The sequence below is a fragment of the Brucella sp. NBRC 12950 genome, from assembly GCF_030268145.1.
Classification (GTDB): Bacteria; Pseudomonadota; Alphaproteobacteria; order Rhizobiales; family Rhizobiaceae; genus Brucella.
Map to the genome: position 1 here is coordinate 216,770 of NZ_BSQC01000004.1, position 21,271 is coordinate 238,040.

A 21,271-nucleotide genomic window follows, 5' to 3' on the forward strand; every position below is an offset into this window, starting at 1 on the left:
TGACAGGAAAAGCGGATGCCGTTATTGAACGGCTGATGCAATTGCATCCAAAAGGTTTTGATCTTTCCTTAGACCGCATCCGCGGTCTTCTGGAAAAGCTCGGCAATCCGCACCTCAACCTGCCGCCTGTGATCCATATTGCCGGAACCAATGGCAAAGGATCGGCAAGTGCTTTCTGCCGCGCGCTTTTGGAAGCGAGCGGCTTGGGCGTTCACGTTCATACCTCTCCGCATCTTGTGAACTGGCATGAACGCTATCGCCTCGCCTCCAAGAATGGCGGCAAGTTTGTTTCCGACGATGTTCTGGCTGATGCCATTGAACGCGTGGAACAGGCCAATGACGGCAAACACATCACGGTTTTCGAGGTCCTGACCGCCGTAGCCTTTGTGCTGTTTTCCGAGCATCCGGCTGATGTCGTCATCATGGAAGTGGGTCTTGGCGGACGCCTTGATGCGACCAACGTCATTGCCGAACCAGCCGTATCCCTCATCATGCCGATCTCTGTTGATCATCAGGCATTTCTGGGCGACCGTGTTGAGCTGATTGCCGTTGAAAAAGCTGGCATCATCAAACAGGATTGCCCGGTCGTCATCGGCTTCCAGCCCTTTGACGCGGCGCGCGAAGTGCTGATCTCAACCGCCGATCGCCTGGATTGCCCTCTGTCGATCTATGGACAGGATTTCTTCGCATTCGAGGAACATGGCCGCATGGTCTTCCAGAATGAAGATGGGCTGATCGATCTGCCATTGCCGCGTCTGCCGGGTCGTCACCAGCTCGCCAATGCTGCCGCTGCCATTGAAGCCGTGCAGATGGCTGGTTTCACCATTACCGACAAGGCCGCTGAAAAGGCCATGATGGTCGTGGACTGGCCTGCGCGGATGCAGCGCCTCACCCATGGCAAGCTTTTCGATCTCGCGCCTGCTGCATCGGAAATCTGGCTTGATGGCGGACATAATCCCGGCGCAGGCGTTGTCATTGCAGAAGCCTTTGGCGATCTCGAGGAACGCTCTACACGACCGTTGTTTCTCATCACCGGCATGATCAACACAAAGGACCCTGTCGGCTATTTTGAGGCCTTTACGGGCATGGCACGCCATGTCTTTACCGTGCCGATCCCATCAAGTGATGCGGGTATCCCGAATAATGAGCTGGCGATCAGTGCACAGAAGGCCGGGCTTTCGGCTGAGCCTGTTCATTCGGTCGAGAACGCACTCAAGATTTTGCATGACAGCTGGCTCGATGATGAAGCGCCGCCACGCATTCTGATCGGTGGCTCACTTTATCTTGCGGGCGAAGTTCTCCGCGACAATGGAACACCGCCCGTTTGAGGCGGTGTTTTCTTATCACGGCATGAATGCGCTCTACAGCATAATTCCTTAAACTTGAATCAGTTTAAGGTAAAATTATGCTGTAAATATAGAGTGTTAGAGCGACCTTTATGCGCCCAGGAGGGCGCACGGCGCCTAGAGCATTTCCTGTTTTGATTGAGTGATTGGAAATGCTCTATCCGTTTATTTTTACGCGCATCTTTTTTCGAAAACCGCTTCGCACTTTTCGAGATGTGCTCTAACGATTGTTTTCGTTTTTCCAGCCCTCAAATTTCTTAGCCCACTCATCCTTGGTGCAAGGATAGAGGCCGATAATTGCCGCGCCGTTGTTCACTTCTTCCAGAACGAAATCTTCAAAGACTTCCATGCCAACGCATTCATCGGCAATTTCATCGCAAAGATGCGCCGGAATTACCATGACACCGTCAGCATCGCCCACCAGCACATCACCCGGAAATACCGCAGCATCTCCGCAGGAAATCGGAACATTGATGTCGATAGCTTCATGTAGTGTGAGGTTTGTCGGGGCCGATGCTTTGGCGCAGTAAGCGGGCATATCAAGTTCACCAATGCCCGTCACATCACGAAAACCGCCATCCGAGACAATCCCTGCAGCGCCCCGCAAAGCAAGGCGCGTCACCAGAATGGAACCTGCGGTCGCAGCACGCGCATCCTTGCGCGCATCCATCACCAGAACATAGCCCGGAGGACAGGTTTCGATGGCCACACGCTGCTTGTGATCGGGATTACGGAAAACAGTGATCGGATTGCGGTCTTCGCGCGCTGGAATATAGCGCAGCGTAAAAGCCTGACCGACCATGTTTTCCGGTTTACGTGCGACCTGAAACGAGCCCTGAATGAACTGGTTGCGCAGTCCGCGCTTATAGAGAGCGGTGGCAACAGATGCAGTTGAAACCTTCTTCAATTTTGCGCGTGTTTCGTCGGTGAGAATATAGTCTGACATCGGTCTGCCTCTTAATAAATGACCGGCTCGTCAACCGGACGACCAAAATCGGTTTTCAGGAAATCAAAATCGCAGCCCTTGTCGGCCTGCTCGACATGCTTGGAAAAGACGAAGCCATAGCCACGCTCATATTTGGGTTCCGGCGTTTCCCAAGCTGCACGGCGGGCAGCCAGTTCATCGTCAGAAACAAGCATGTTGAGACTGCGCGCCGAAATATCGAGCTCGACCATATCGCCGGTTTTCAGCAAGGCCAGCGGTCCACCGATAAAGGATTCTGGTGCCACATGCAGCACACAGGCACCGAAGCTTGTCCCTGACATACGCGCGTCTGAAATTCGCACCATATCCCTGAGACCAAGCTTCAGCAGAGCTTTCGGCATCGGGATCATGCCCCATTCGGGCATTCCGGGCCCGCCCTGCGGACCGGCATTGCGCAGCACAAGAACCGTGTCCGGCGTCAGCGGATAATCAGGATCATCGATAATTTTCTTCAGCTCAGGATAGCTGTCTGCGACCAGCGCGGGGCCTGTATGCCGATGAAATTTGGGATCGCAGGCAGCGGGCTTGATCACTGCGCCATCCGGGCAGAGATTGCCCTTCAAGACGGCCAGTGACCCTTCATGGTACACCGGATTGGACAACGGCCTGATAACATCCTCATTATAGATCTGCGCTTTTTCCAGCCCCTCGGTCAGCGGTTTTCCGGTAATGGTAATGGCTGAAGGATCGAGCTTGTCGCCGAGCTGACGCATCAGCGCGCGAATGCCACCGGCATAATAAAAATCCTCCATCAGATAGGTGGAACCGGAGGGGCGGATATTGGCGATGACAGGTGTTGTTCGTCCGATACGATCAAGGTCATCCAGTTCAAGCGGAACGCCTGCACGTCGCGCCATCGCAATCAGATGAATGATTGCATTGGTGGAACAACCGGTCGCCATTGCAACAATAACCGAATTCTTCACCGCTGCCGGTGTGATAATCTGGTCTGGCGTCAGATCGTCCCATACCATCTCGACAATGCGGCGACCGCATTGCGTCGACATGCGCTGATGATTGGCATCAGCCGCAGGAATTGATGATGAACCAGGCAGCGACAGCCCCATGGCTTCTGCAATCACTGTCATGGTGGATGCCGTACCCATCGTCATGCAATGGCCGTAGCTGCGGGCAATGCCACCTTCAATGCCCTGCCATTCTTCCTTACCAATGGTGCCTGCGCGACGTTCATCCCAGAACTTGAACATATCCGTGCCAGATCCAAGCGTCTTTCCAGCATAGTTGCCACGAAGCATGGGGCCTGCAGGCAGGAAGATGAAGGGATAGCCAGCACTGGTGGCGCCCATAATGAGTGCCGGTGTGGTCTTGTCACAGCCGCCCATCAGGACAGCACCATCAACCGGATGAGAACGCAAAAGCTCTTCCGTCTCCATCGCCAGCATGTTGCGGTAGAGCATGGTTGTTGGCTTCACATAGCTTTCAGAAAGCGACAATGCGGGAAGCTCAAGCGGAAAACCGCCTGCTTGCAGAATGCCGCGCTTCACCCACTCAACACGATCCTTGAAATGCGCATGACAAGGTTGTGCATCCGACCAGGTATTGATGATTGCGATGATTGGTTTGCCCTCCCAATCCACCGGATCATACCCCATCTGCATGGTTCTTGAACGATGGCCGGAAGAACGCTGATCATCTGGCAACATCCAGCGCGCAGAACGCAGATCTTCATATGCTTTTCTGGTCATTTCAGGGCCTTCCCGGTATTTGAGCTGCGCAAATTTCTGCAAATGCCAGGTGCATTGTCTGGCAAAAGATGAGCGGAGAACAGGAGAGCACCCGTCAGCGCTTCTCCAGGATTGAGAACTGTCATGGCTGCATCCTCACCAAGCGCTGGCCTATTGATAACATCCGGCAGGTGACTTACCGGTTCAGCGCAAAAGACTGCGCGATCCTGTGGATTGAAAACATGGAGATGCCGCAACGCGCCCTCGCCTTTAAGCCGGAGGCCAGTTGATGTTTCCGGCCAGCGTATTGTCGCCTCACGGTTCCAGCCTGTGAAACAGCAATTCACCAGCGACAATTTTGACAGAGCAATTGTGTTTCCCGGAGTAAACCAGTCGATAGCTTCGGGGATACCTTGTGGTAATCCGCGTGTATCAAGCTGTGGTGCGCCATTGGATTGAAATTCAAGCGTTGCCTTGTTGGTTTTAGAAAACCACGGATGCAAGCCAATGCCGAATGGCAGAGCGCTGTCGCCTTCATTCTGGATACTCAGCGATATGCGAAAGCCATCAGGCGCAATATCGATGATTTGATCCAGCCTGTATGAGTAGGGATGGTCGTCACTGTGAACCTCATCCCGCACATGCACCCGATTGTCGCTGGTCTCCACCACCTTCCAGCTATGCATCCTCGAAAAGCCATGAATAGCCATGCCTTCCTGTGGCGCATTGATCCGCAGCTGAACAGTTTTTCCTTCAAAAGCGAACCGCCCACCATCTATACGATTGGCAAAAGGTGCCATCACGAAACACCCCGCTTTCAGGCCCGCTTCGGGTGTTGCGAGTGGCTCAAGTAATTCTACCCATGAGCCATCCGGGTGGTGCCACTCTGCCTCAAGCAAAGCTGCACCATATTGGGGGGCAAGCCTCAAACGATAATTATAAGCGTTGAGTTCAACAACCATGGGCACCACAGCTTCATTCCTCACGCGAGTAGTCATGGGCGGTGAATGTTCCGCCCTGAAATCTGCGTGATACAGCATCGCCGGTTTCTGCCAGATCGCCGTAGCGGGAAGCATCATCCTGCGGAACATAACCAATCAGCGCTGCATCATCCTTCTCCCACCAGCGCGCGGCATTGGCGGAAACGCCCCAGACGATTGCAACGTCTGTTTTTGGGGCTTCAACAGCTGCTATCAGCAGCCGAACCAGATCATCATGCGAAAGCCATGTCGATAGATGCCGCGCTTCTGTTGGCTCGGGCACGCAGGAACCGATACGCAGATGCACGCTTTCAATACCGTGCTTGTCAAACATCATGCGCCCGAGCAATTCACCATAGGCCTTGGAAAGCCCGTAATAGCCGTCGGGTCTATATGATTCATCCGCGCCAAGCGCCTTGTCGCGAGGATAAAAGCCGATCGTATGGTTGGAGCTAGCGAAAATGACGCGCTGCTTTTCAGCCCTTGCCGCTTCAAAAACATGCGTAACACCAAGTAGATTGGCTTTGGCAACCGCATCATAGGGCTGCTCCACACTGATGCCACCAAAGTGCAAAATCGCATCCGTACCGCGCACAAGCTCGGTAATGGCACCGGCATCCATCAGATCGGCCTGAATGAACTCGGCATTCTCCGGCATAACATCGGGAAACGGTGCGATATCGGACAAGCGCAGCCAATAGCCTGCCTGTGTCAGTCTTTTAGCCAGCATACGCCCCAGATTGCCTGACGCGCCGGTGAGAAGCAGACGTTTCATCCGTTCAGACTCCCTTCATTCTGGCAATTTTCGCACCCGCAACAGGCGCCTGCATGAGGTGAATACCACCTGATTGCGGTGCAGCTTCCAATGTTTCAGATGCTCCTAGGCGATGAGACGTGACGGCAAGAAGCGTAAGATCCGGGCCGCAAAAACATGGCATTGTCGGTGCAGGAACAGGAGCCGCTATGCGATCGAGCAGCTTTCCATTGCGATCAAAGCGGTTGAGGACACCGGCAGAAACTCCGGCACTCCAGTAATGGCCATCACTATCGCAGGCACCACCATCAGGACGTCCCGTCTCTTCATCGAGATCAGCAATGCGGGTGGGATTGCTTATCGATCCGGTTTCGACGTCAAAATCATAGCGATCAATCCATGGCCCACGGGAATCTGTGTGGAACATCGTTGCAGCATCGGCAGTCCATGCAAGACCGTTGGAAATCTCAAAGCCTTCCGCCTTGATTTCGGCTTTGCCATCAGCAGTCACACGATAGAGTTTTGAAATGGCTTCACGCTGTGGACGCGCATCCATGCTCCCGATCCAGAAGGCTCCGTCCGGTCCAATCTTGCCGTCATTCAGGCGCGATGTTTCCGGTTCGTCATAACCATCCCAAAGAGTCTGGCGTTCCAATGTTTCGGGATCAAACAGGATAATCTCGCGCGCAAGAGAAACGACCAGTCGGCCGCTTTCCGCAAGCCCGAGACAAGGAACTGCAGTCTCGAAAGACCATTCGCGCAGAGGCCCTTTATCGAGATCAATCTCATAAACTTTCTGCCCGTTGATATCGCATGCAAACAGCGTTTTACGTCTGTCATCCCAGACAGGGCTTTCAGTGAGTTGTCCGCGCAGATCGGCTATGCAGCGAAAATGGGCCATTACACATTCCCCGTTTTACGACGGACGACATCGGGGTTATCAAGAACAAAGTCAGAGAGTTTGAGTCCCAGACCGGCACCTTCAAACGGATAGATCACACCCTTTTCGATGCGTGGCATCACAGTCACCAGATCGCGATACCATGAGGTGTAATAGGCGCGCACAGATTCCTGAAAAATCGCATTGGGCGCATTGAGAGAAAGATGGATCGAGGCTGCGAAAACCACCGGACCAGTACAATCATGCGGCGCTATGGGGCGCTGGAACGCCTCGGCCATGGTTGCAATCTTCTTTGCTTCGGAAAGCCCGCCGCACCATGAAATGTCAAGCATCACATAATCGGATGCGTCGGCACGCAGCACATCGAGAAACTGCGCACGAGTTGCCATAGTTTCACTGGCGCAGACGGGAATGCCGGATTGACGCGCATAAACGGCCAGCGCCTGCGGGTTCATCATCTTGATAGGATCTTCCGACCAGAATGGCCTGAAGGCTTTGAGTTCACGCGCAATCGTCAGTGCCGATGTCAGATCCCACATCGAATGAAACTCGACCATGATTTCCATCTGATCGCCCACCGCATCGCGAATCTGGCGAAATGGAACCAGCGCCTTGTCGAGATCGGTGGCGTGAATGTAATTGCCGCCACTGCTCACCGCGAAGGGGTCGAACGGCCAGATTTTCATGGCCGTAATACCTTGCGAAAACAGGCTTTGCGCAAGCGCTCCGGCATCACGATGAAACGCCAGCTGATCTTCGTAAGGGCCTTCCTTTGCGTCATCCTGATCGCCGATATAACGACGGGCGCCGCTCTTGTTATAGGTATAGCCCGCACAGGTATTATAGGTACGGATAGAGGGACGAGAGAGACCACCAAGCAACTGATGGATCGGCTGATTGGTCAGTTGCCCGAAAATATCCCACAGCGCGATATCAATGGCCGAAGCCGCACGTATCTCCACACCCGAAGAACGGAAGCCGACATAAGGCTCTAGCAACAATTTTGAAATGCGATCAATTTCCAGAGGGTTCTGGCCCACCAATTGCGGAGCGATGTCGCTGTGAATATAGGCAGCAACCGCATTGGCCCCGCGGAACGTTTCGCCCAGGCCGATGATCCCCTCATCGGTATGGACCTGCACCCACAAAATATTGTTGAGGTGCGGCAGTTGTACGGTTTCAATGGCCGTAATTTTCATCATGCACTCCGAATAATTCTGGCCTAAAAGCCTTTGGCCCTATCAATGCGCAGACGGCTGGCGGCTGCGCGCTACAATCTGTGTTGGGTTGACAAAGCGCAGTGCCAGCAGAAGCCAGACTAGTGATGTCACCATGTAGATGACGGCCATTGCATCAATGGACTGAACCGAGCGGACACCTGCCGCAAAGACGGAATAATAAAGCGCGACCACCAGCGTCTGCGATGTCGGGCCAGCCGTCAGGAAGGTCAGTTCGAACATGGCAACCGTGCGCACCAGCACCAGCAGCATGGCTGCAAGAATGCCCGGGGTGAGCATTGGCAGCAAAACATGCAGAAACAGTTTGAAGGTGCCCGCACCAAAGACCCGCGCTGCTGCTTCAACCTTGGGATCGATCTGTTCGATAAACGGCACCATCACAAGGATGACAAAGGGGACCGTCGGCACAAGATTAGCCAGAACCACACCCCAGAAAGTTCCACCAACGCCAAACTTGTAGAGCACTGTCGCGAGCGGAATGCCAAATGTAATGGGCGGAACCAGAAGCGGCAGAAGGAAAATCAGCAGAACGATTTTCTTGCCCGGAAAATCCCGACGCGCCATGGCGTAAGCTGCTGTCACCCCGAGAAATCCGGAAAGGATGACGACGGCAAACACGACCTGGAAAGTAACCAGCAGCACCTGATCAAGCTGGAATTCGGCCCATGCGGCGGCATACCAGCGTGTTGTGAGCGCATCGGGCAGCCATGTGCCAAGCCAGCGTGTGCCAAAACTCGAGACGACAACCGCGGCAATGACAGCCAGTACATTGAGAACGAAGAAGCCCGTTACAAGCCAGACAACCGTAATCCAGAGCTTTGAAAGGACAGATGTATCGCGGATCATGGTCTATCCTTTCCCGCCAGCGGTCGAACCGCGATAGAAGAACGAACGAAGGCCGAGCAAAGCACCCACCACAAGCAGCTGTACGGCGGCCATGATCATGGCGATGGATGATGCCATGGAGTCATCATATTGCTCGAAAGCTGCCTGCGCCGCGGCAATGGAAATCACACGCGTGGGGCCGGATGGTGCCCCCAGAAGGACAGCGGAAGGAAATACCGCAAAAGCCTGCACGAATGTCAGACATGCGGCCACCACAAGCCCCGGCACCAGAAGCGGTAACATGACATGGCGGAAGCGCTGCCAGCTGTTTGCTCCATGCGTTGCTGCCGCACGTTCCAGAGCCGGATCGATGCCGGAAATATAGGAAAGCGTCAGCAGGAAAGTGAATGGAAACACGGTAATTACGAGCGATGCAAAGACACCCCAGTAATTATTGGTGAGCTTCAACGGATTATCGATCAGGCCAAAGGCAATCAGACTGCGGCTGAACCAGCCCTGCGGTCCGAGATAATTCAAAAGCCCTTCGGCAATCAGAACCGTTCCCAGAGTGACTGGCAGAACCAGGATTGTCGTCAGAAGACGTTGCCGCGGCATCAGCCGCACGCGCATGGCAATTGGAACGGCAAACAGGACACTGATAAGCGTCACCGGAATAGCCAGCCAGAGTGTCGCGCCTATGGTTTTATAGAGATAGGGATCAGAGAAGAACTTGCGATAATTAGCCAGTGCTCCGCCGCCATCAAGCGGGTTGAAAGACAGGACGAGGCCATAGAGAAACGGGTAAATGAAAACGCCGATAATGAAGAGCAGCGCCGGCAGAATGAGCAGTGTCACCCCATCGAAACCGCGATTGGCGAGCCTTTGACGCAGGCCGGGGCTCAAAGCCTGTTCGGAAAATCGTTCTTCCGCCATGGCCTAAGCCTCGCTCGCAAAGACCAGCGCATGGCCTGCATCGATGCCGAGCGTGATCTTTGCGCCCGGCGCAACTTCCTGCGGTCCATGAAAGACCATTTCCATACCGCTTTCAGTCCGCGCTATGCCGACATATTCACGGCCTCGATATTCAATCGTCTCGACAGTGGCAGCAATTGTGTTGCGGCCTTTTTCACCCGACACAACATCATCTCCGCGCGCCATGATAATGGCGCTACTTCCAGGCTGCAGCGTATCCATCGCGCGCCCTGTCAGTTCGCTGCCCGATACGTCGATTGTTGCCTGTCCGTCTTCGACGCGCACAACCTTGCCACTTAAAGCGTTGCGGAAGCCCATGAAGGCTGCAACATCCTGAAAGCGCGGGGCTTCATAAAGCTCATGCGGCTTGCCGACCTGCCGGATTTCCCCATCACGCAACACCACAATACGATCCGCGAGAGACAAGGCCTCATCCTGATCATGGGTCACATAGATTGTCGTCGAACCAAGCTGGTTATGAATACGTCTGATCTCAGCGCGCATCTCAAGTCGCAGCTTTGCATCAAGATTAGAGAGCGGCTCATCCATCAACACGACAGGCGGTTCAATCACGATAGCGCGCGCAATGGCAACACGTTGCTGTTGCCCGCCAGAAAGCTGGCCGGGGAGTTTTGCTTCCTGCCCCTGCAGTCTGACAAGTGCCAGCGCTGCTCGTGACCGCTTGTCTATTTCGGCTTTGGGAAGACCGCGCATCTTGAGGCCAAAGCCAACATTCTGCAGCACGTTCATATGTGGAAACAGGGCATAGTTCTGAAACACCATGCCGAAACCGCGATCTTCCGGTTTAAGCTGATCGACGCGTTTTTCATCAATATAGATACCGCCGCCGGTCGTACCCAGAAGACCTGCGATACAGTTAAGCGCCGTGGATTTTCCGCAGCCTGAAGGGCCCAGAAGGGCAATGAACTCACCTTTTCCAATCGTGAGGTTGATTTCCCTCAGCGCATTGAAAGTTCCAAATGAGCGGCTCATTCGATCAAGCCGAAGTTCTTGAAAGGACATTGACGCAAGCACCGTAAATTGAGTGGTGATCTTAGGCGGCTAATGGCGGACCGTATGATCCGCCATTGACGCTTTGGAGGAGCCTTAGCTGGCTGCGACGTCTTCGTCCCAGCGCCGGAAAGCAGCTACCAGAGCCTCCGGCTCAAGCGGCAACTCAATCGGATTGTTTGCAATCCAGTCGGCATATTCCGGACGACCAAACTCGGCAATCACGTCCTGGCTTTCCTTCGGTGCCATCTCGATCGTGACATCCTTAACCGCAGGACCAGGATAGAAATAGCCCGCATCGTAGGAATAGGCCTGCTGATCAGGCTTGAGCGCGAACTTGATAAACTCCATCAGGACCGCGACCTTTTCTTCGGAAACGCCTTTCGGAATTGCGAAGTAATGCGCGTCACAGACCCAGTGGAAACCTTCCAGTTTGCTGACTGCCATTTCTTTTGGAACAACGCCCAACGCACGCGGATTGATATCCCAACCGGTCGTAGTTGCGGTCATATAGCGCGTGCCTTCGCCGAGCTCTTTCATCAGAGCTCCGGTGCCGGCAGGATAATATTCGATATTCTTGTGCAGTTCCTTGAGATAGGCCCAGGTCTTGTCCCAGCCCTTGACCGGATCTTTCGGATCGCTGTCGCCAAGAAGGTAAGGCAGGCCCATCAGGAACGTGCGGCCCGGGCCTGAATTTGCCGGGCGTGCATAGATGAATTTGTTTGGATTTTCCTTGGTCCAGGCCAGAAGCTCTTCGGCCGTCTTTGGCGGCGTCTTGACCTTCTCAGGGTGATATTCAAGCAATGGACCGGACGGGTAATAGGAAACCACAACGCCTTTGCCCTTTGACATTTCCTGCATACGCCAGGCGGGCTCAAGATAGATATCCTGCAATTTTGGCAGGCCATTGTCTGGAAGAGCAATGATATCGGTCCAGATATCGTCAGCAAGCCCTGCCGATAGCGCATCTGGGCCAATAATCACCAGATCGATATCGATACGGTTGGCGCGCTGTTGCGCCTTGATCTTGCCCGGCAGTTCCGGTGCTGGTGCTTTGTTGAACGTGAAGCGCGAAACGAGCGCTTTTTGTTCGGAAGCAAAATTGTCGAAAATCGGCTGCGTCAACGCGAGATTGCCAGCCGCGTCAATGACATTCAGGGCGACAGGCGATGATGGCAGCTTTGCCGATTGTGCCCATGCAGCACCCTTGGGCAGCAAAAGTCCTGCGCCAGTTGCAAGTCCGGCCCCCGCCATGAATGTGCGGCGTGAAATTCCTTTGGTCATGTTCTCCTCCACCTTTTTTACTTGTCCCGCACACACCGCTTCCTCCTGTCGGTACGCGCCGGTTTTCTATTTTTCAGACAATTGCATCGGTCTCCCAACCCGCAACGACCTTTTCGAGCGCCTTGCGGTCAGCCGTTTCAAGTTTAGGCAGGCCCGGTAGCCGCACATCGCCGACAGCAAGACCCTGAATTTGCAGTGCTTCCTTGACCACTGTGACGTTTGCACCATTGCGGTACTTGGTCCGCATAGTTTCAAAATCGGCGATGCTTTCAACAACGGCACGAGCACGGGCGTAATCGCCAGCTTCCAGCGCGTTCCACACAGCCAGCGAGCGGTCAGGAGCCACGTTAACGAGACCGGATGTGAAACCCCGTCCGCCTAATGCGTAAAACGGCAGTGCCCAGCTTTCGGCGAGACCGCAAATCCAGGTCGCATCGGTTCCCTTGGTTGCACGGCAGCATTCAAAGAACAACATCGTGTTCTGCGATGCGAATTTCACACCGGCAACCTTCGGATGGGTTGCAAGCCGGACCATCTCGTCCAGCGGGATCAGATCGGAGCGGATATAGGCAACAATCGGAAGGTCGGTGGCTTCTGCAATCTCGATAAAGTAATCGACCTGTGCATGAGGGGCAGCAAAGGGATCAAGCGGATGATGGATCATCACGCCATTCGCACCCTCAGCCTGTGCGGCTTTTGAGACCTTGATCGCATCGCGGACCGAGCGTCCGGCTGCGGCGGTTACCGCAGCTTTGCCATCAGCCGCTTTGACTGCGATTGCCTGCAGGCGGATCACTTCATCCACAGTCATGCTGTAGAACTCACCGGTATTGCCGCCGGTGACGATGTTATGCACGCCAGCTTTTGCGATACGTGCAACAATTTCGGTGGTTAGTGCGGCATCAATCTCGCCATCTGTGTTATAGGCAGTCGCATGCACGCCCGAGATGCCTCTCAGCACCCCGCGGTATTCCGCTAAATTCATATTACCCTCCCAGGTACTGGTCAGAAGACCAGTTCGATATGTGTATCCCCCGCTTTCACGATATGCTCCCGCATCAATCGCTCGGCCAAATCCCCGTTTCTGGCCGTAATGGCCTGCATGATCGCTTCGTGTTCGCCAAATGATTGTCGACGCACATCTTCGCGAGACAGCACCGTTACCCGTGCCGCATGATCATACATCCGCTGCGCATTTTGCAGCCGTCGCAGATATTCGCATCCCGATGCCTCGTGAATGGCATCATGAAATTTCTCATTGAGCTCGATCAGCGCATCCACATCACCGGATTCAACAGCGGCCCGCATTTCCTCAATGACTGCGCGAAGAAAGGCAAAAGCTTCTTCATCGCCGTGTTTTGCAGCCTGACGCGCGATAATGCTTTCAAGCGCTGCACGCGCCAGCGTCATCTCTTCGGCCTGTCGCGCATTGAACGAAACAAACGTACCGCGTCGCGCTTCCGTGCGTACCAGCCCCTCACCCTCCAACTGGCGAAGCGCTTCTTTCAAAGGACTGGTGCTGATACCCAGATCAGCAGCCAACTGTCGCTCATTCAATCTGTCGCCGGACTTCAGCCGACCCGAAATGATCGCCTCCCGCAGATCGTCATGCACATGATCTCTAAGGCTCTTCACCTTGATCGGTGAAAATGGGGAAACACTGTCACGCAAGGGCGCACCTGCTTGTCATCCGAAATTACTACGCAATCTTGGAGCAGCTGATTAAATATGTCAATATCTGATGTATCAGACATCAGATATGCAATTTACAAGATTTTCCAGTTGATTACAAAGCTCATTAGTCATTGAATTAATTATGTTTTCTTCAGAAAATCAAAAATAGGCGAACCACTGAAGAGACGCGTAAAACAGACAGGATAAAAAAGTAGCTGCCATGAGCGGCAAAGCATTTGCCATTCATAGCAGCCAAAAGAAGACAGAATCGTTGCGGTTAGCGAGCCAAACCTGCCGCTAACAAATATTGAACCGATTGCTGGATTTTGTTCTTATCCCGCAATTCGAGAATAAGGCGTGGATTGCTTTCCAGCTTCGACAAAGCTGCAAAAACAGCGTGCCAGCGGATCGTGCCTTCGCCGATCGCCCAATGGCGATCTGCATGGCCGTCAGCGTCCTGAAGATGAACATGCTCAAGACGATTTCCCGCGCGGCTGATGAAATAATCAACCGGATGCGCGCCCATGGAGCCATAGGCAAAATGCGCGTGCCCCGTATCAACGGAAACGGCTACAGACTTCGACTGGAAACTATCAGCCAGAATACGGCGCAGGTCTGGATCGATATCTTCGATATTTTCGATCACAAGCGTGCAGCCAACTTCTTCAGCACGTTTTACGACTGAAGCAAGTGTGTCATGGGCATAGTCAACAATGTCCTCAGCGCTGCCCGCCACATTGTCGCGATTATTGTTGAACCAGAAATTATAAGGGCTGTGTACGACCATCTGCGTCGCGCCGATATATTCACAGACTTCGAGACCCTGCAGGTAGCGCTCGCGAACAATCTTGCGAATGTCTTCATCCGCGTTCGACATGTTAAGTCCCCAGAACGGACCATGGATGCCAAGGCGTCCCTGATAGCCATCCAGAAGCGTTTTGATGCGGTTTGCAGGGGTTTGCCAATCACCCTTCAACAGGCTGACATCAAAGAAATCCTGGATTTCCAGATCGCGGTTTTCAGAAACGATAAAATCGAGATGGTTTTCGAGATAGGACAAAGGCACGGCTGCGCCGAGCAGCGGCAGATCAGACATGGGATTTTTCCTGCGTTTGGCTGGATGGATTTGAGGAATTGAGATCTTCAGGCGGGTTGTTCAGCAAGGGCATGTCGCGATGCGACAACCAGATCAGGACTGTCAGACGTGATGTAAGCGACGTCTCTCTGCATCCAGCGATCAATCAGCGCGCGATCATTCAGTGTCCAGACGCCAAGGCGTTCCTTGGGGAAAAGCGAGGTGATGCGCTCAAATTCGGCTTCAAACAGCGCGTGATGAACGCCGACATAATCGACCAGAGGTTCAACACTGGTGAAGAAATGCTCCAGCCCACCATTGCGCTCGACCCATTCAGCGTTGAGTGACATCAAACGTCTGATCTGTGGAGCAACTTCGGCACAGCGTTCAACGACACTGCGGTCGAAAGAGTGCAGAACGACACGTTCTTCGATGCCGCGTGCCTTGATGATTTCGACAGCCTTCTCAACCAGTCCTTCATATGGCTTGCCGTCTGAGCCAGACTTCAGCTCAACATAGAGATCGAGTTGAGGCTTGGCTGCGAGCACATCCAGCACTTCTTCAAAGGTCGGGATATGATCGTCGGTGATGACGCCCTGTTCGTCTTTCAGATGAATGGTCCGACGGGTCTCATCATCCAGTTCGCGGACATGGCCCTGCGCATCGGTCGTGCGTTCGAGCGTGCTGTCATGGATTACCAGAATCTGACCGGCACTTGTCAGATGAAGGTCGAACTCGACGCTATCGACGTCGAGTTTCTGCACATTTCTGAAACCTGTCAGCGAATTTTCAGCCCATAGATTGCGTGCGCCGCGATGTGCCATGATCTTTTTCATTGCGATATTCCTATTGAACGGTTGGGTCCAGCTTGTCGCGCAGCCAGTCCCCGAGCAGGGAGATTGAGAGGGTTGTCAGCACGATGACCATCGCCGGTGCCAGCATGATCCATGGTGCCTGCGTTAGATATTCACGCGCAAAGCCAACCATGTTGCCGAGTGAGCTTTCGGGTGGCTGCACGCCGAGACCGAGAAATGAGAGGCCCGATTCCATCAGAATGATTTCCGGGAACGTCAGGGTCATCGACACGATCAGTGTGGAGGCGACATTGGGCAGGATATGGTGAAAATAGACGCGAAAAGGCGTCGCCCCCAGTTGTACGACAGCACTCGCATAACCCTGGGCACCGGCGGAAATCGCAAGACCACGTGCGATGCGTGCATAGCGCTCCCAGCCATAAAACCCCATGAGACAGATAAGCAGCGTCATCGAGTTGCCGAAGAACGCCAGAACGGCAAGTGCCAGCACCATGAACGGAAGTGCTGCCTGAAAATCGGCCAGCATCAGCACCACCTGCTCAACCCAGCCGCGGAAGCGTGCAGCCAGAAAGCCGAGCAGCGTTCCAAAAAATGCTGAGAGGATCGTCGCACCAAATGCGATGATTAGGGAAACACGGATCGACTGCAAAAGACGTGAGTAGACATCGCGACCAAGCTCGTCCGTGCCCAGCCAATGACCGGGCGTACCAAGTGGAACAAGACGCGCCATCAGATCCATTTTGGTGATCGGATAGGGCCGGAGAAGATCGGCAAAAATCACTACAAAAAGCATCAAAGCAAGCCAGAGGATCGCGAATGCAACGCTTGCCGGTACTGACTTGCGCAGACGGGTAATAAGCCCCGGCGCCCGGATTGCGGTCGTGCTGTGAAGAGCTGTGTCGGTCATCCTCAACCTCCCTTAATGCGCAGCCTTTGATCTCAGGCGCGGATCAAGAACACCGTAGAGAACATCGACAATGAGATTGGAGACAACCATGCAGCTTGCGATCATCAGAAGAAGACATTGCACAACTGCGAGGTCACGATTGGCAACCGAGACGACGAGCAAACGCCCAACACCCGGCCATGAAAAGATGGTCTCCACGACAACCGCACCGGCAATCAGCGAGCCGACCATGAAGCCCACAATGGTGACAATGGGCACAGAGGCGTTAGGCAAGGCGTGTTTCCACACCACATCATGCCAGCTTACACCCTTGGCCGAAGCTGTGCGGATATAGGGGCGGCCCAGAACCTCGATCATCGCTGAACGCGAAAACCGGGCGAGAATTGCCGTGCCGCCAATCGCGATGGTGAGCGTTGGCAGGATGCCGTGTATCCACGTATCGCTGCCACCTGATGGCAGCACACCCAGCTGGATAGAGAAGATCAGAACCAGCACGAGACCGAGAACAAAAGACGGCACCGTGAAACCAAGAATGGAAAGCGTGATAACACCACGATCCGCAAAACCCTGGCGATGCAACGCGGCATAGACGCCTGCAGGAATACCAAGGCAGAGCTTGATGATCAGTGCTGGTATCGTGATTTGAAGGGTAGCCGGAACGCGCTGCAAGACCAGATCCATCGCCGATGCCTTGTCGCGCATGGAGACGCCGAAATCAAAACTCAGTATCCCTTTGAGATAAGAGAGATATTGAACCCATAGCGGGTCATCCAGCCCCCATGCCTTGCGAAAAGCATTGATGGATTCCTGCGGTGCATCGGGGCCAAGCATGATCTGCGCGGGGTCACCAGACATGCGCAGCACAACGAAAGCGAAGGTCATAACCAGAAACACTGTGACCACTGCACGAAAAAAGCGGGACGCTATATAAGAAAACATTCAAGCCTCACGCTGCAGTTTTAACCGGCTCGACAAAGTGACAGGCCGTCCTGCGGTCGTAACCGGAAACTTCAAGATCAGGCATTGTGGTCGGACACTGAAACCCAGCCATCGGACAACGGGGATGGAACACACAACCATCCGGTCGATTAGCTGGATTGGGTGGTTCGCCCTTCAGGATCATGCGATGTTCAAGCCGTTTGCCGGGAACAGGCACGGAGGAAACGAGCGCTTTTGTATAGGGATGTTGTGGTGTTTCAAAAATGACGCCGGAGCTTGCTTCCTCGACGATCTTGCCGAGATACATCACCGCCACGCGGTCGCAGATATTACGCACCACCTTGAGATCATGGCTGATGAAAACCATGGCAACGCCGTGGCGTTCCTGCAAATCACGCAGCAGATTGACGACCTGCGCCTGAATGGAAACATCAAGTGCCGAAACCGGTTCATCGCAGACCAGCAGTCGTGGACTTGTTGCCAGTGCCCGCGCGATGATGACACGCTGGCGCTGGCCACCCGACAATTCATGCGGATAGCGATCTCCCTGATCGCGGCGGAGACCGACCGATATCATCAGTTCTTCGATACGTTCTTTAAGCTCTGTGCCTCGGGCCATGCCATGAATCTGCAAAGGCTCGCCGATTTGCGAGGCAATCGTCAGCCGTCGATCAAGCGCTGCAAGTGGGTCCTGAAAGACCAGCTGCATTTGCGCACGCAGCTTCCGCCATTCAGGCGTATTGCGCGGCGGCAACGGCTTTCCGTCAAAAAACACCTGCCCTTCGCTGGCGTCATCAATGCCAAGCAACATGCGGCCAAGGGTGGATTTGCCGCAACCAGATTCCCCTACGATACCCAGTGTTTCGCCGGGCTTGATCGTCAGGCTGACACCATCAACCGCTTTGACCGGATCAGCTTTTCTGAAGATACCGCCCGCCTGATAGGTCCGGACCAGATTGCGTGCTTCCAGAAGGTAACTCATGCTGCCGCTCCTTCTGACTTTAGCGCACCCGCTATATTTGCCGCATCCGTATAATGGGTATGCAACACGTCTGCTGCGTTGAAACACGCGACTTTCTGTCGGCTTAATTGACGGAGATCGGGGATGTGTTTTTCACATTGCTCGCTGACTTGCGGGCAGCGCGGAGCAAAGGCGCAGCCCTGTGGCAGGTTTCGCGGATCGGGAACCGTACCCAGAATGGCTCGTAGTCTTTCGCGACCACCATCGAGCCTTGGAATGGCATCGAACAGACCGAGTGTGTATGGATGTTTTGGCGTCTCGAACAGTTCTGCAGTTTGTCCGCTTTCAACAATCCGGCCCGCATACATCACTGACACGCGCTCGCAAATCTGACTCACCGCGCCAAGGTCATGGCTGATGAACACGATTGCCATGCCGGTTTCCTGCCTGATTTCATTCAGAAGATCGAGTATCTGCGCCTGAATGGTGACATCGAGTGCAGTGGTTGGCTCATCGGCAATCAGCACATCCGGCTCACCGGCCAATGCGATAGCGATCATGATCCGCTGACACTGGCCACCTGAAAATTCATGCGGGAAAAGATCAAACCGTCTCGCAGCATCCGGAATGCCAACCCGCTCCATAAGTTTGACTGCTTCAAGCCGCGCTGCACTGCCCTTCAATCCACGATGAAGAGACAATGATTCCACAATCTGCGGGCCAACTTTCTTGACCGGATTAAGCGACGAGCTTGGATCTTGAAAAATCATTGCAACGCGACCGCCACGAACGCTTTCCTGCGCATGGCGGGGAGCACCAATCAGCTGTTGACCATCAACAACCACTGAACCGGAAACAGATGTTTTTCCCGGCAAAAGCCCAAGAGCTGCCAGCCAGGTTACGGATTTTCCGCACCCCGATTCCCCAACCAGACCCAGAGTTTCACCCCGGTCGATGTCGAGATTGATACCGTGCAGAACCTGCACACCGCTGAAAGAAACCTTTAAATCCCGAATGGAGACGAATGCCACCGTCTTCTCCTTTGCTCGGTCAATCGCGGTTACTGGCGATTTTTCAGATGCATTTCATGAAGAGGAAAATGGCTGACGCGTAAACGCGTCAGCCATTCATCAGGATCAGACGTTCCAGTTGTTCGAACGGAAATCCATGGCGAATGCCGGAGCAGCCTTCCACTTCAGTTCCTTCTTCATGCCGGTAAACACGGCATTCTGATGCAGGATGTTGTAAACCGGATCTTCGCGCTCGCAGATTTCAAGCATACGCTTGATCGCCTTCTTGCGCTCTCCGCGATCGGTCGAAGTTTCCATGATAACCGACAGCTTGTTGACCTCTTCGTTCGACCAGTCCTTCTTCTGCTGGACTTCGCCGTTCGGGCCAAACTGAACCACCATTGGTGTGATCGGATCATTGATGTTGTTGGATGCCGACCAGTCACGGACACCCTTTGTGCCTGCTGGATCGTGAATCTGCGCCCAGTTTTCCTTCATCTCGATCTCGACATTGAGACCAACCTGCTTCCACATTTCCACCAGAACCTGAGCGGTTGGCGTCTGGTTGGTATAGTAGTTGTTGAGCAGGCGATAAGGAATCGCATCGCCCTTGTAGTTGGCCTGCTTGAGCAGATCGCGTGCCAGTTCAGGATCAAACTTCGGTGGCTCCCAACCTTCGATAAACATGTCGGAGGTGCTGAAGCTTTCAAACTGCAGACCTGCCGGAACAACGGTCTGGCCAGCCCAGAGCGAATCCACGATTGCCTGACGGTCGATCGAATGGGTCATCGCGCGGCGAACGAGCGGATCGCGCAGGACTTCGTTCTGCGTGTTGAAGATCGTTGTACGATGGTTCCAGATGGTCGAGCTTTGAACTTCAAGGCCTGGATTGTTGGCAACATTGCCAATCTGGTCAGGTGGAAGATCACAGGCGAAGTCGTACTGACCGGAAATGAGGCCGTTTACGCGGCTTGCTACTTCTGGCACTTCCACGAAGCGAATCTGCTGGAGCGGTGGACGACCACCCCAATATTCGTCGTGAGCCTCAAGAACGAGTTGTACGTCAGGCTTATAATCAGCAACCTTGTAAGGGCCAGTCGTGACCGGCTTGCGTGCCCAATCAGTATAGGATTTCGCTTCATTCCAGGCGCGCTTGTTGGCGATCTGCGAACCAAAGGCGTAGAGACGGCCTTCAAGGGTGACGTCAGGTGTCGCGTTGTGGAAACGCACGGTGTATTTGTCGACAGCTTCAACGCCGCGAAGAGCTGGCCACAGACGGCGCGAAATGCCTGGAATTGCGGCCGGCAGTTCTTTTTCAGTTTGCGGCTTGAAGTTTGCCTCGTAAAGCGTCTTGCCACCGGCAGGCTCAGTGCCTGCAAAAAGGCGCTCGTCCGAGAACGAGAAGACGACGTCTTCAGCCGTCAGTTCATCACCATTGTGGAACTTGACGCCCTGACGCAGCTTGAGTTCAATGGTTTTGTCGTCCAGACGCTTCCATTCGGTCGCAAGACCCGGAACAGGGCCCTGATTGCCCATCCAGTCACGAAGGATGAGACCTTCCCACAAATTCGGGAAGAAGACGCGCTCGCCAACATTCGACTGCTCGTTCCAGATGTCGAGCGTGTTGTTGTTGGTGATCTTCTGCACGGCAATCGTGATCGAACGGCGCTGATTGGCGCGACCGATGCTTGGAAGGATAAGGGTGCCGGCGGTGGCTCCCATCAGACCTAATGCGTGACGACGATTAATAAGCATTCTTTACCCCGAACGATGGCGACCACCGCATCAACGATGACCAGCTGTGAGACTGCACGGGGAAATAGGCCTCCTTTGTAACAGGATTTTCTCAGTTCATTGAAGCTTTCTTGAATGCACGCGCTTTTGATGCTGCATGAGCGCAACAAAAAAC

At 54.0% G+C, this 21,271-nt stretch carries 20 protein-coding genes; 1 reads left to right on the plus strand and 19 read right to left on the minus strand.

Features of this window, described 5'->3' with window-relative positions:
- Window positions 1–35 precede the first annotated feature (35 nt).
- Complete coding sequence (locus tag QSJ70_RS08425) at window positions 36–1,328, plus strand: bifunctional folylpolyglutamate synthase/dihydrofolate synthase (protein ID WP_083898611.1); 1,293 nt, start codon at window positions 36–38, stop codon at window positions 1,326–1,328.
- Window positions 1,329–1,566: 238 nt separating this feature from the next.
- Here QSJ70_RS08425 and QSJ70_RS08430 read toward each other — a convergent pair whose 3' ends face one another.
- The 19 genes from QSJ70_RS08430 to QSJ70_RS08520 all read right to left on the minus strand — a co-directional run bounded on the left by QSJ70_RS08430 (window position 1,567) and on the right by QSJ70_RS08520 (window position 21,117).
- Window positions 1,567–2,292: a ribonuclease activity regulator RraA gene (locus QSJ70_RS08430; protein ID WP_215775855.1), complete on the minus strand. Its 726-nt coding sequence runs from the start codon at window positions 2,290–2,292 to the stop codon at window positions 1,567–1,569.
- Between the two features lie 11 nt (window positions 2,293–2,303).
- Complete coding sequence (araD, locus tag QSJ70_RS08435) at window positions 2,304–4,037, minus strand: L-arabinonate dehydratase (RefSeq protein WP_285535734.1); 1,734 nt, start codon at window positions 4,035–4,037, stop codon at window positions 2,304–2,306.
- Window positions 4,034–5,014 carry an aldose epimerase family protein gene (locus QSJ70_RS08440; protein ID WP_215775853.1) on the minus strand — a complete coding sequence of 327 codons (981 nt, stop codon included), beginning with the start codon at window positions 5,012–5,014 and terminating at the stop codon, window positions 4,034–4,036. Before QSJ70_RS08440 ends, araD begins: the two co-directional genes overlap by 4 nt.
- The gene (locus tag QSJ70_RS08445; protein WP_194779023.1) at window positions 4,992–5,771 is read right to left on the minus strand and encodes an NAD-dependent epimerase/dehydratase family protein; all 780 of its coding nucleotides are present in this window, start codon (window positions 5,769–5,771) and stop codon (window positions 4,992–4,994) included. The genes QSJ70_RS08440 and QSJ70_RS08445 overlap by 23 nt, the downstream gene beginning before the upstream one ends.
- A 4-nt stretch (window positions 5,772–5,775) precedes the next feature.
- Window positions 5,776–6,651: an SMP-30/gluconolactonase/LRE family protein gene (locus QSJ70_RS08450; protein WP_285535739.1), complete on the minus strand. Its 876-nt coding sequence runs from the start codon at window positions 6,649–6,651 to the stop codon at window positions 5,776–5,778.
- Complete coding sequence (locus QSJ70_RS08455) at window positions 6,651–7,850, minus strand: mandelate racemase/muconate lactonizing enzyme family protein (protein ID WP_285535951.1); 1,200 nt, start codon at window positions 7,848–7,850, stop codon at window positions 6,651–6,653. The genes QSJ70_RS08450 and QSJ70_RS08455 overlap by 1 nt, the downstream gene beginning before the upstream one ends.
- Window positions 7,851–7,892: 42 nt before the next feature.
- Window positions 7,893–8,735 carry an ABC transporter permease gene (locus tag QSJ70_RS08460; protein ID WP_007872592.1) on the minus strand — a complete coding sequence of 281 codons (843 nt, stop codon included), beginning with the start codon at window positions 8,733–8,735 and terminating at the stop codon, window positions 7,893–7,895.
- Between the two features lie 3 nt (window positions 8,736–8,738).
- Entirely contained in the window at window positions 8,739–9,647 is a 909-nt protein-coding gene (locus QSJ70_RS08465) for an ABC transporter permease (RefSeq protein WP_079212486.1), read from the minus strand.
- A 3-nt stretch (window positions 9,648–9,650) separates the two neighbouring features.
- Entirely contained in the window at window positions 9,651–10,709 is a 1,059-nt protein-coding gene (locus tag QSJ70_RS08470) for an ABC transporter ATP-binding protein (RefSeq protein ID WP_007872587.1), read from the minus strand.
- 84 nt (window positions 10,710–10,793) lie between these two features.
- Window positions 10,794–11,981 carry an extracellular solute-binding protein gene (locus QSJ70_RS08475; RefSeq protein ID WP_007872585.1) on the minus strand — a complete coding sequence of 396 codons (1,188 nt, stop codon included), beginning with the start codon at window positions 11,979–11,981 and terminating at the stop codon, window positions 10,794–10,796.
- Between the two features lie 73 nt (window positions 11,982–12,054).
- Window positions 12,055–12,966: a dihydrodipicolinate synthase family protein gene (locus tag QSJ70_RS08480; RefSeq protein ID WP_007872583.1), complete on the minus strand. Its 912-nt coding sequence runs from the start codon at window positions 12,964–12,966 to the stop codon at window positions 12,055–12,057.
- 20 nt (window positions 12,967–12,986) lie between these two features.
- Entirely contained in the window at window positions 12,987–13,595 is a 609-nt protein-coding gene (locus tag QSJ70_RS08485) for a GntR family transcriptional regulator (RefSeq protein WP_007872579.1), read from the minus strand.
- Between the two features lie 337 nt (window positions 13,596–13,932).
- Window positions 13,933–14,751 carry a sugar phosphate isomerase/epimerase family protein gene (locus QSJ70_RS08490; RefSeq protein WP_215775851.1) on the minus strand — a complete coding sequence of 273 codons (819 nt, stop codon included), beginning with the start codon at window positions 14,749–14,751 and terminating at the stop codon, window positions 13,933–13,935.
- Between the two features lie 47 nt (window positions 14,752–14,798).
- On the minus strand, window positions 14,799–15,566 hold the full coding sequence (locus tag QSJ70_RS08495; RefSeq protein ID WP_215775850.1) for a glycerophosphodiester phosphodiesterase family protein: 768 nt from the start codon (window positions 15,564–15,566) through the stop codon (window positions 14,799–14,801).
- 10 nt (window positions 15,567–15,576) lie between these two features.
- Complete coding sequence (locus QSJ70_RS08500; protein ID WP_105519070.1) at window positions 15,577–16,452, minus strand: ABC transporter permease; 876 nt, start codon at window positions 16,450–16,452, stop codon at window positions 15,577–15,579.
- 12 nt (window positions 16,453–16,464) lie between these two features.
- The gene (locus QSJ70_RS08505; RefSeq protein ID WP_064322252.1) at window positions 16,465–17,391 is read right to left on the minus strand and encodes an ABC transporter permease; all 927 of its coding nucleotides are present in this window, start codon (window positions 17,389–17,391) and stop codon (window positions 16,465–16,467) included.
- Between the two features lie 7 nt (window positions 17,392–17,398).
- Complete coding sequence (locus QSJ70_RS08510; RefSeq protein WP_215775849.1) at window positions 17,399–18,373, minus strand: ABC transporter ATP-binding protein; 975 nt, start codon at window positions 18,371–18,373, stop codon at window positions 17,399–17,401.
- Window positions 18,370–19,383 (minus strand): ABC transporter ATP-binding protein, encoded by a 1,014-nt coding sequence (locus QSJ70_RS08515; protein ID WP_285535749.1) that lies wholly within the window; start codon window positions 19,381–19,383, stop codon window positions 18,370–18,372. Before QSJ70_RS08515 ends, QSJ70_RS08510 begins: the two co-directional genes overlap by 4 nt.
- A gap of 105 nt (window positions 19,384–19,488) precedes the next feature.
- Window positions 19,489–21,117, minus strand: a complete 1,629-nt coding sequence (locus QSJ70_RS08520; RefSeq protein WP_285535751.1) for an ABC transporter substrate-binding protein — start codon at window positions 21,115–21,117, stop codon at window positions 19,489–19,491.
- Window positions 21,118–21,271: the final 154 nt, after the last annotated feature.

Coding starts and splice junctions, on each gene's coding strand:
- QSJ70_RS08465 (WP_079212486.1), bottom strand. CDS start 9,647: ATGGCGGAAGAACGATTTTCCGAACAGGCTTTGAGCCCCGGCCTGCGT.
- QSJ70_RS08425 (WP_083898611.1), top strand. CDS start 36: ATGCAATTGCATCCAAAAGGTTTTGATCTTTCCTTAGACCGCATCCGC.
- araD (WP_285535734.1), bottom strand. CDS start 4,037: ATGACCAGAAAAGCATATGAAGATCTGCGTTCTGCGCGCTGGATGTTG.
- QSJ70_RS08430 (WP_215775855.1), bottom strand. CDS start 2,292: ATGTCAGACTATATTCTCACCGACGAAACACGCGCAAAATTGAAGAAG.
- QSJ70_RS08500 (WP_105519070.1), bottom strand. CDS start 16,452: ATGACCGACACAGCTCTTCACAGCACGACCGCAATCCGGGCGCCGGGG.
- QSJ70_RS08455 (WP_285535951.1), bottom strand. CDS start 7,850: ATGAAAATTACGGCCATTGAAACCGTACAACTGCCGCACCTCAACAAT.
- QSJ70_RS08450 (WP_285535739.1), bottom strand. CDS start 6,651: ATGGCCCATTTTCGCTGCATAGCCGATCTGCGCGGACAACTCACTGAA.
- QSJ70_RS08460 (WP_007872592.1), bottom strand. CDS start 8,735: ATGATCCGCGATACATCTGTCCTTTCAAAGCTCTGGATTACGGTTGTC.
- QSJ70_RS08510 (WP_215775849.1), bottom strand. CDS start 18,373: ATGAGTTACCTTCTGGAAGCACGCAATCTGGTCCGGACCTATCAGGCG.
- QSJ70_RS08440 (WP_215775853.1), bottom strand. CDS start 5,014: ATGACTACTCGCGTGAGGAATGAAGCTGTGGTGCCCATGGTTGTTGAA.
- QSJ70_RS08480 (WP_007872583.1), bottom strand. CDS start 12,966: ATGAATTTAGCGGAATACCGCGGGGTGCTGAGAGGCATCTCGGGCGTG.
- QSJ70_RS08470 (WP_007872587.1), bottom strand. CDS start 10,709: ATGTCCTTTCAAGAACTTCGGCTTGATCGAATGAGCCGCTCATTTGGA.
- QSJ70_RS08520 (WP_285535751.1), bottom strand. CDS start 21,117: ATGCTTATTAATCGTCGTCACGCATTAGGTCTGATGGGAGCCACCGCC.
- QSJ70_RS08490 (WP_215775851.1), bottom strand. CDS start 14,751: ATGTCTGATCTGCCGCTGCTCGGCGCAGCCGTGCCTTTGTCCTATCTC.
- QSJ70_RS08445 (WP_194779023.1), bottom strand. CDS start 5,771: ATGAAACGTCTGCTTCTCACCGGCGCGTCAGGCAATCTGGGGCGTATG.
- QSJ70_RS08475 (WP_007872585.1), bottom strand. CDS start 11,981: ATGACCAAAGGAATTTCACGCCGCACATTCATGGCGGGGGCCGGACTT.
- QSJ70_RS08505 (WP_064322252.1), bottom strand. CDS start 17,391: ATGTTTTCTTATATAGCGTCCCGCTTTTTTCGTGCAGTGGTCACAGTG.
- QSJ70_RS08495 (WP_215775850.1), bottom strand. CDS start 15,566: ATGAAAAAGATCATGGCACATCGCGGCGCACGCAATCTATGGGCTGAA.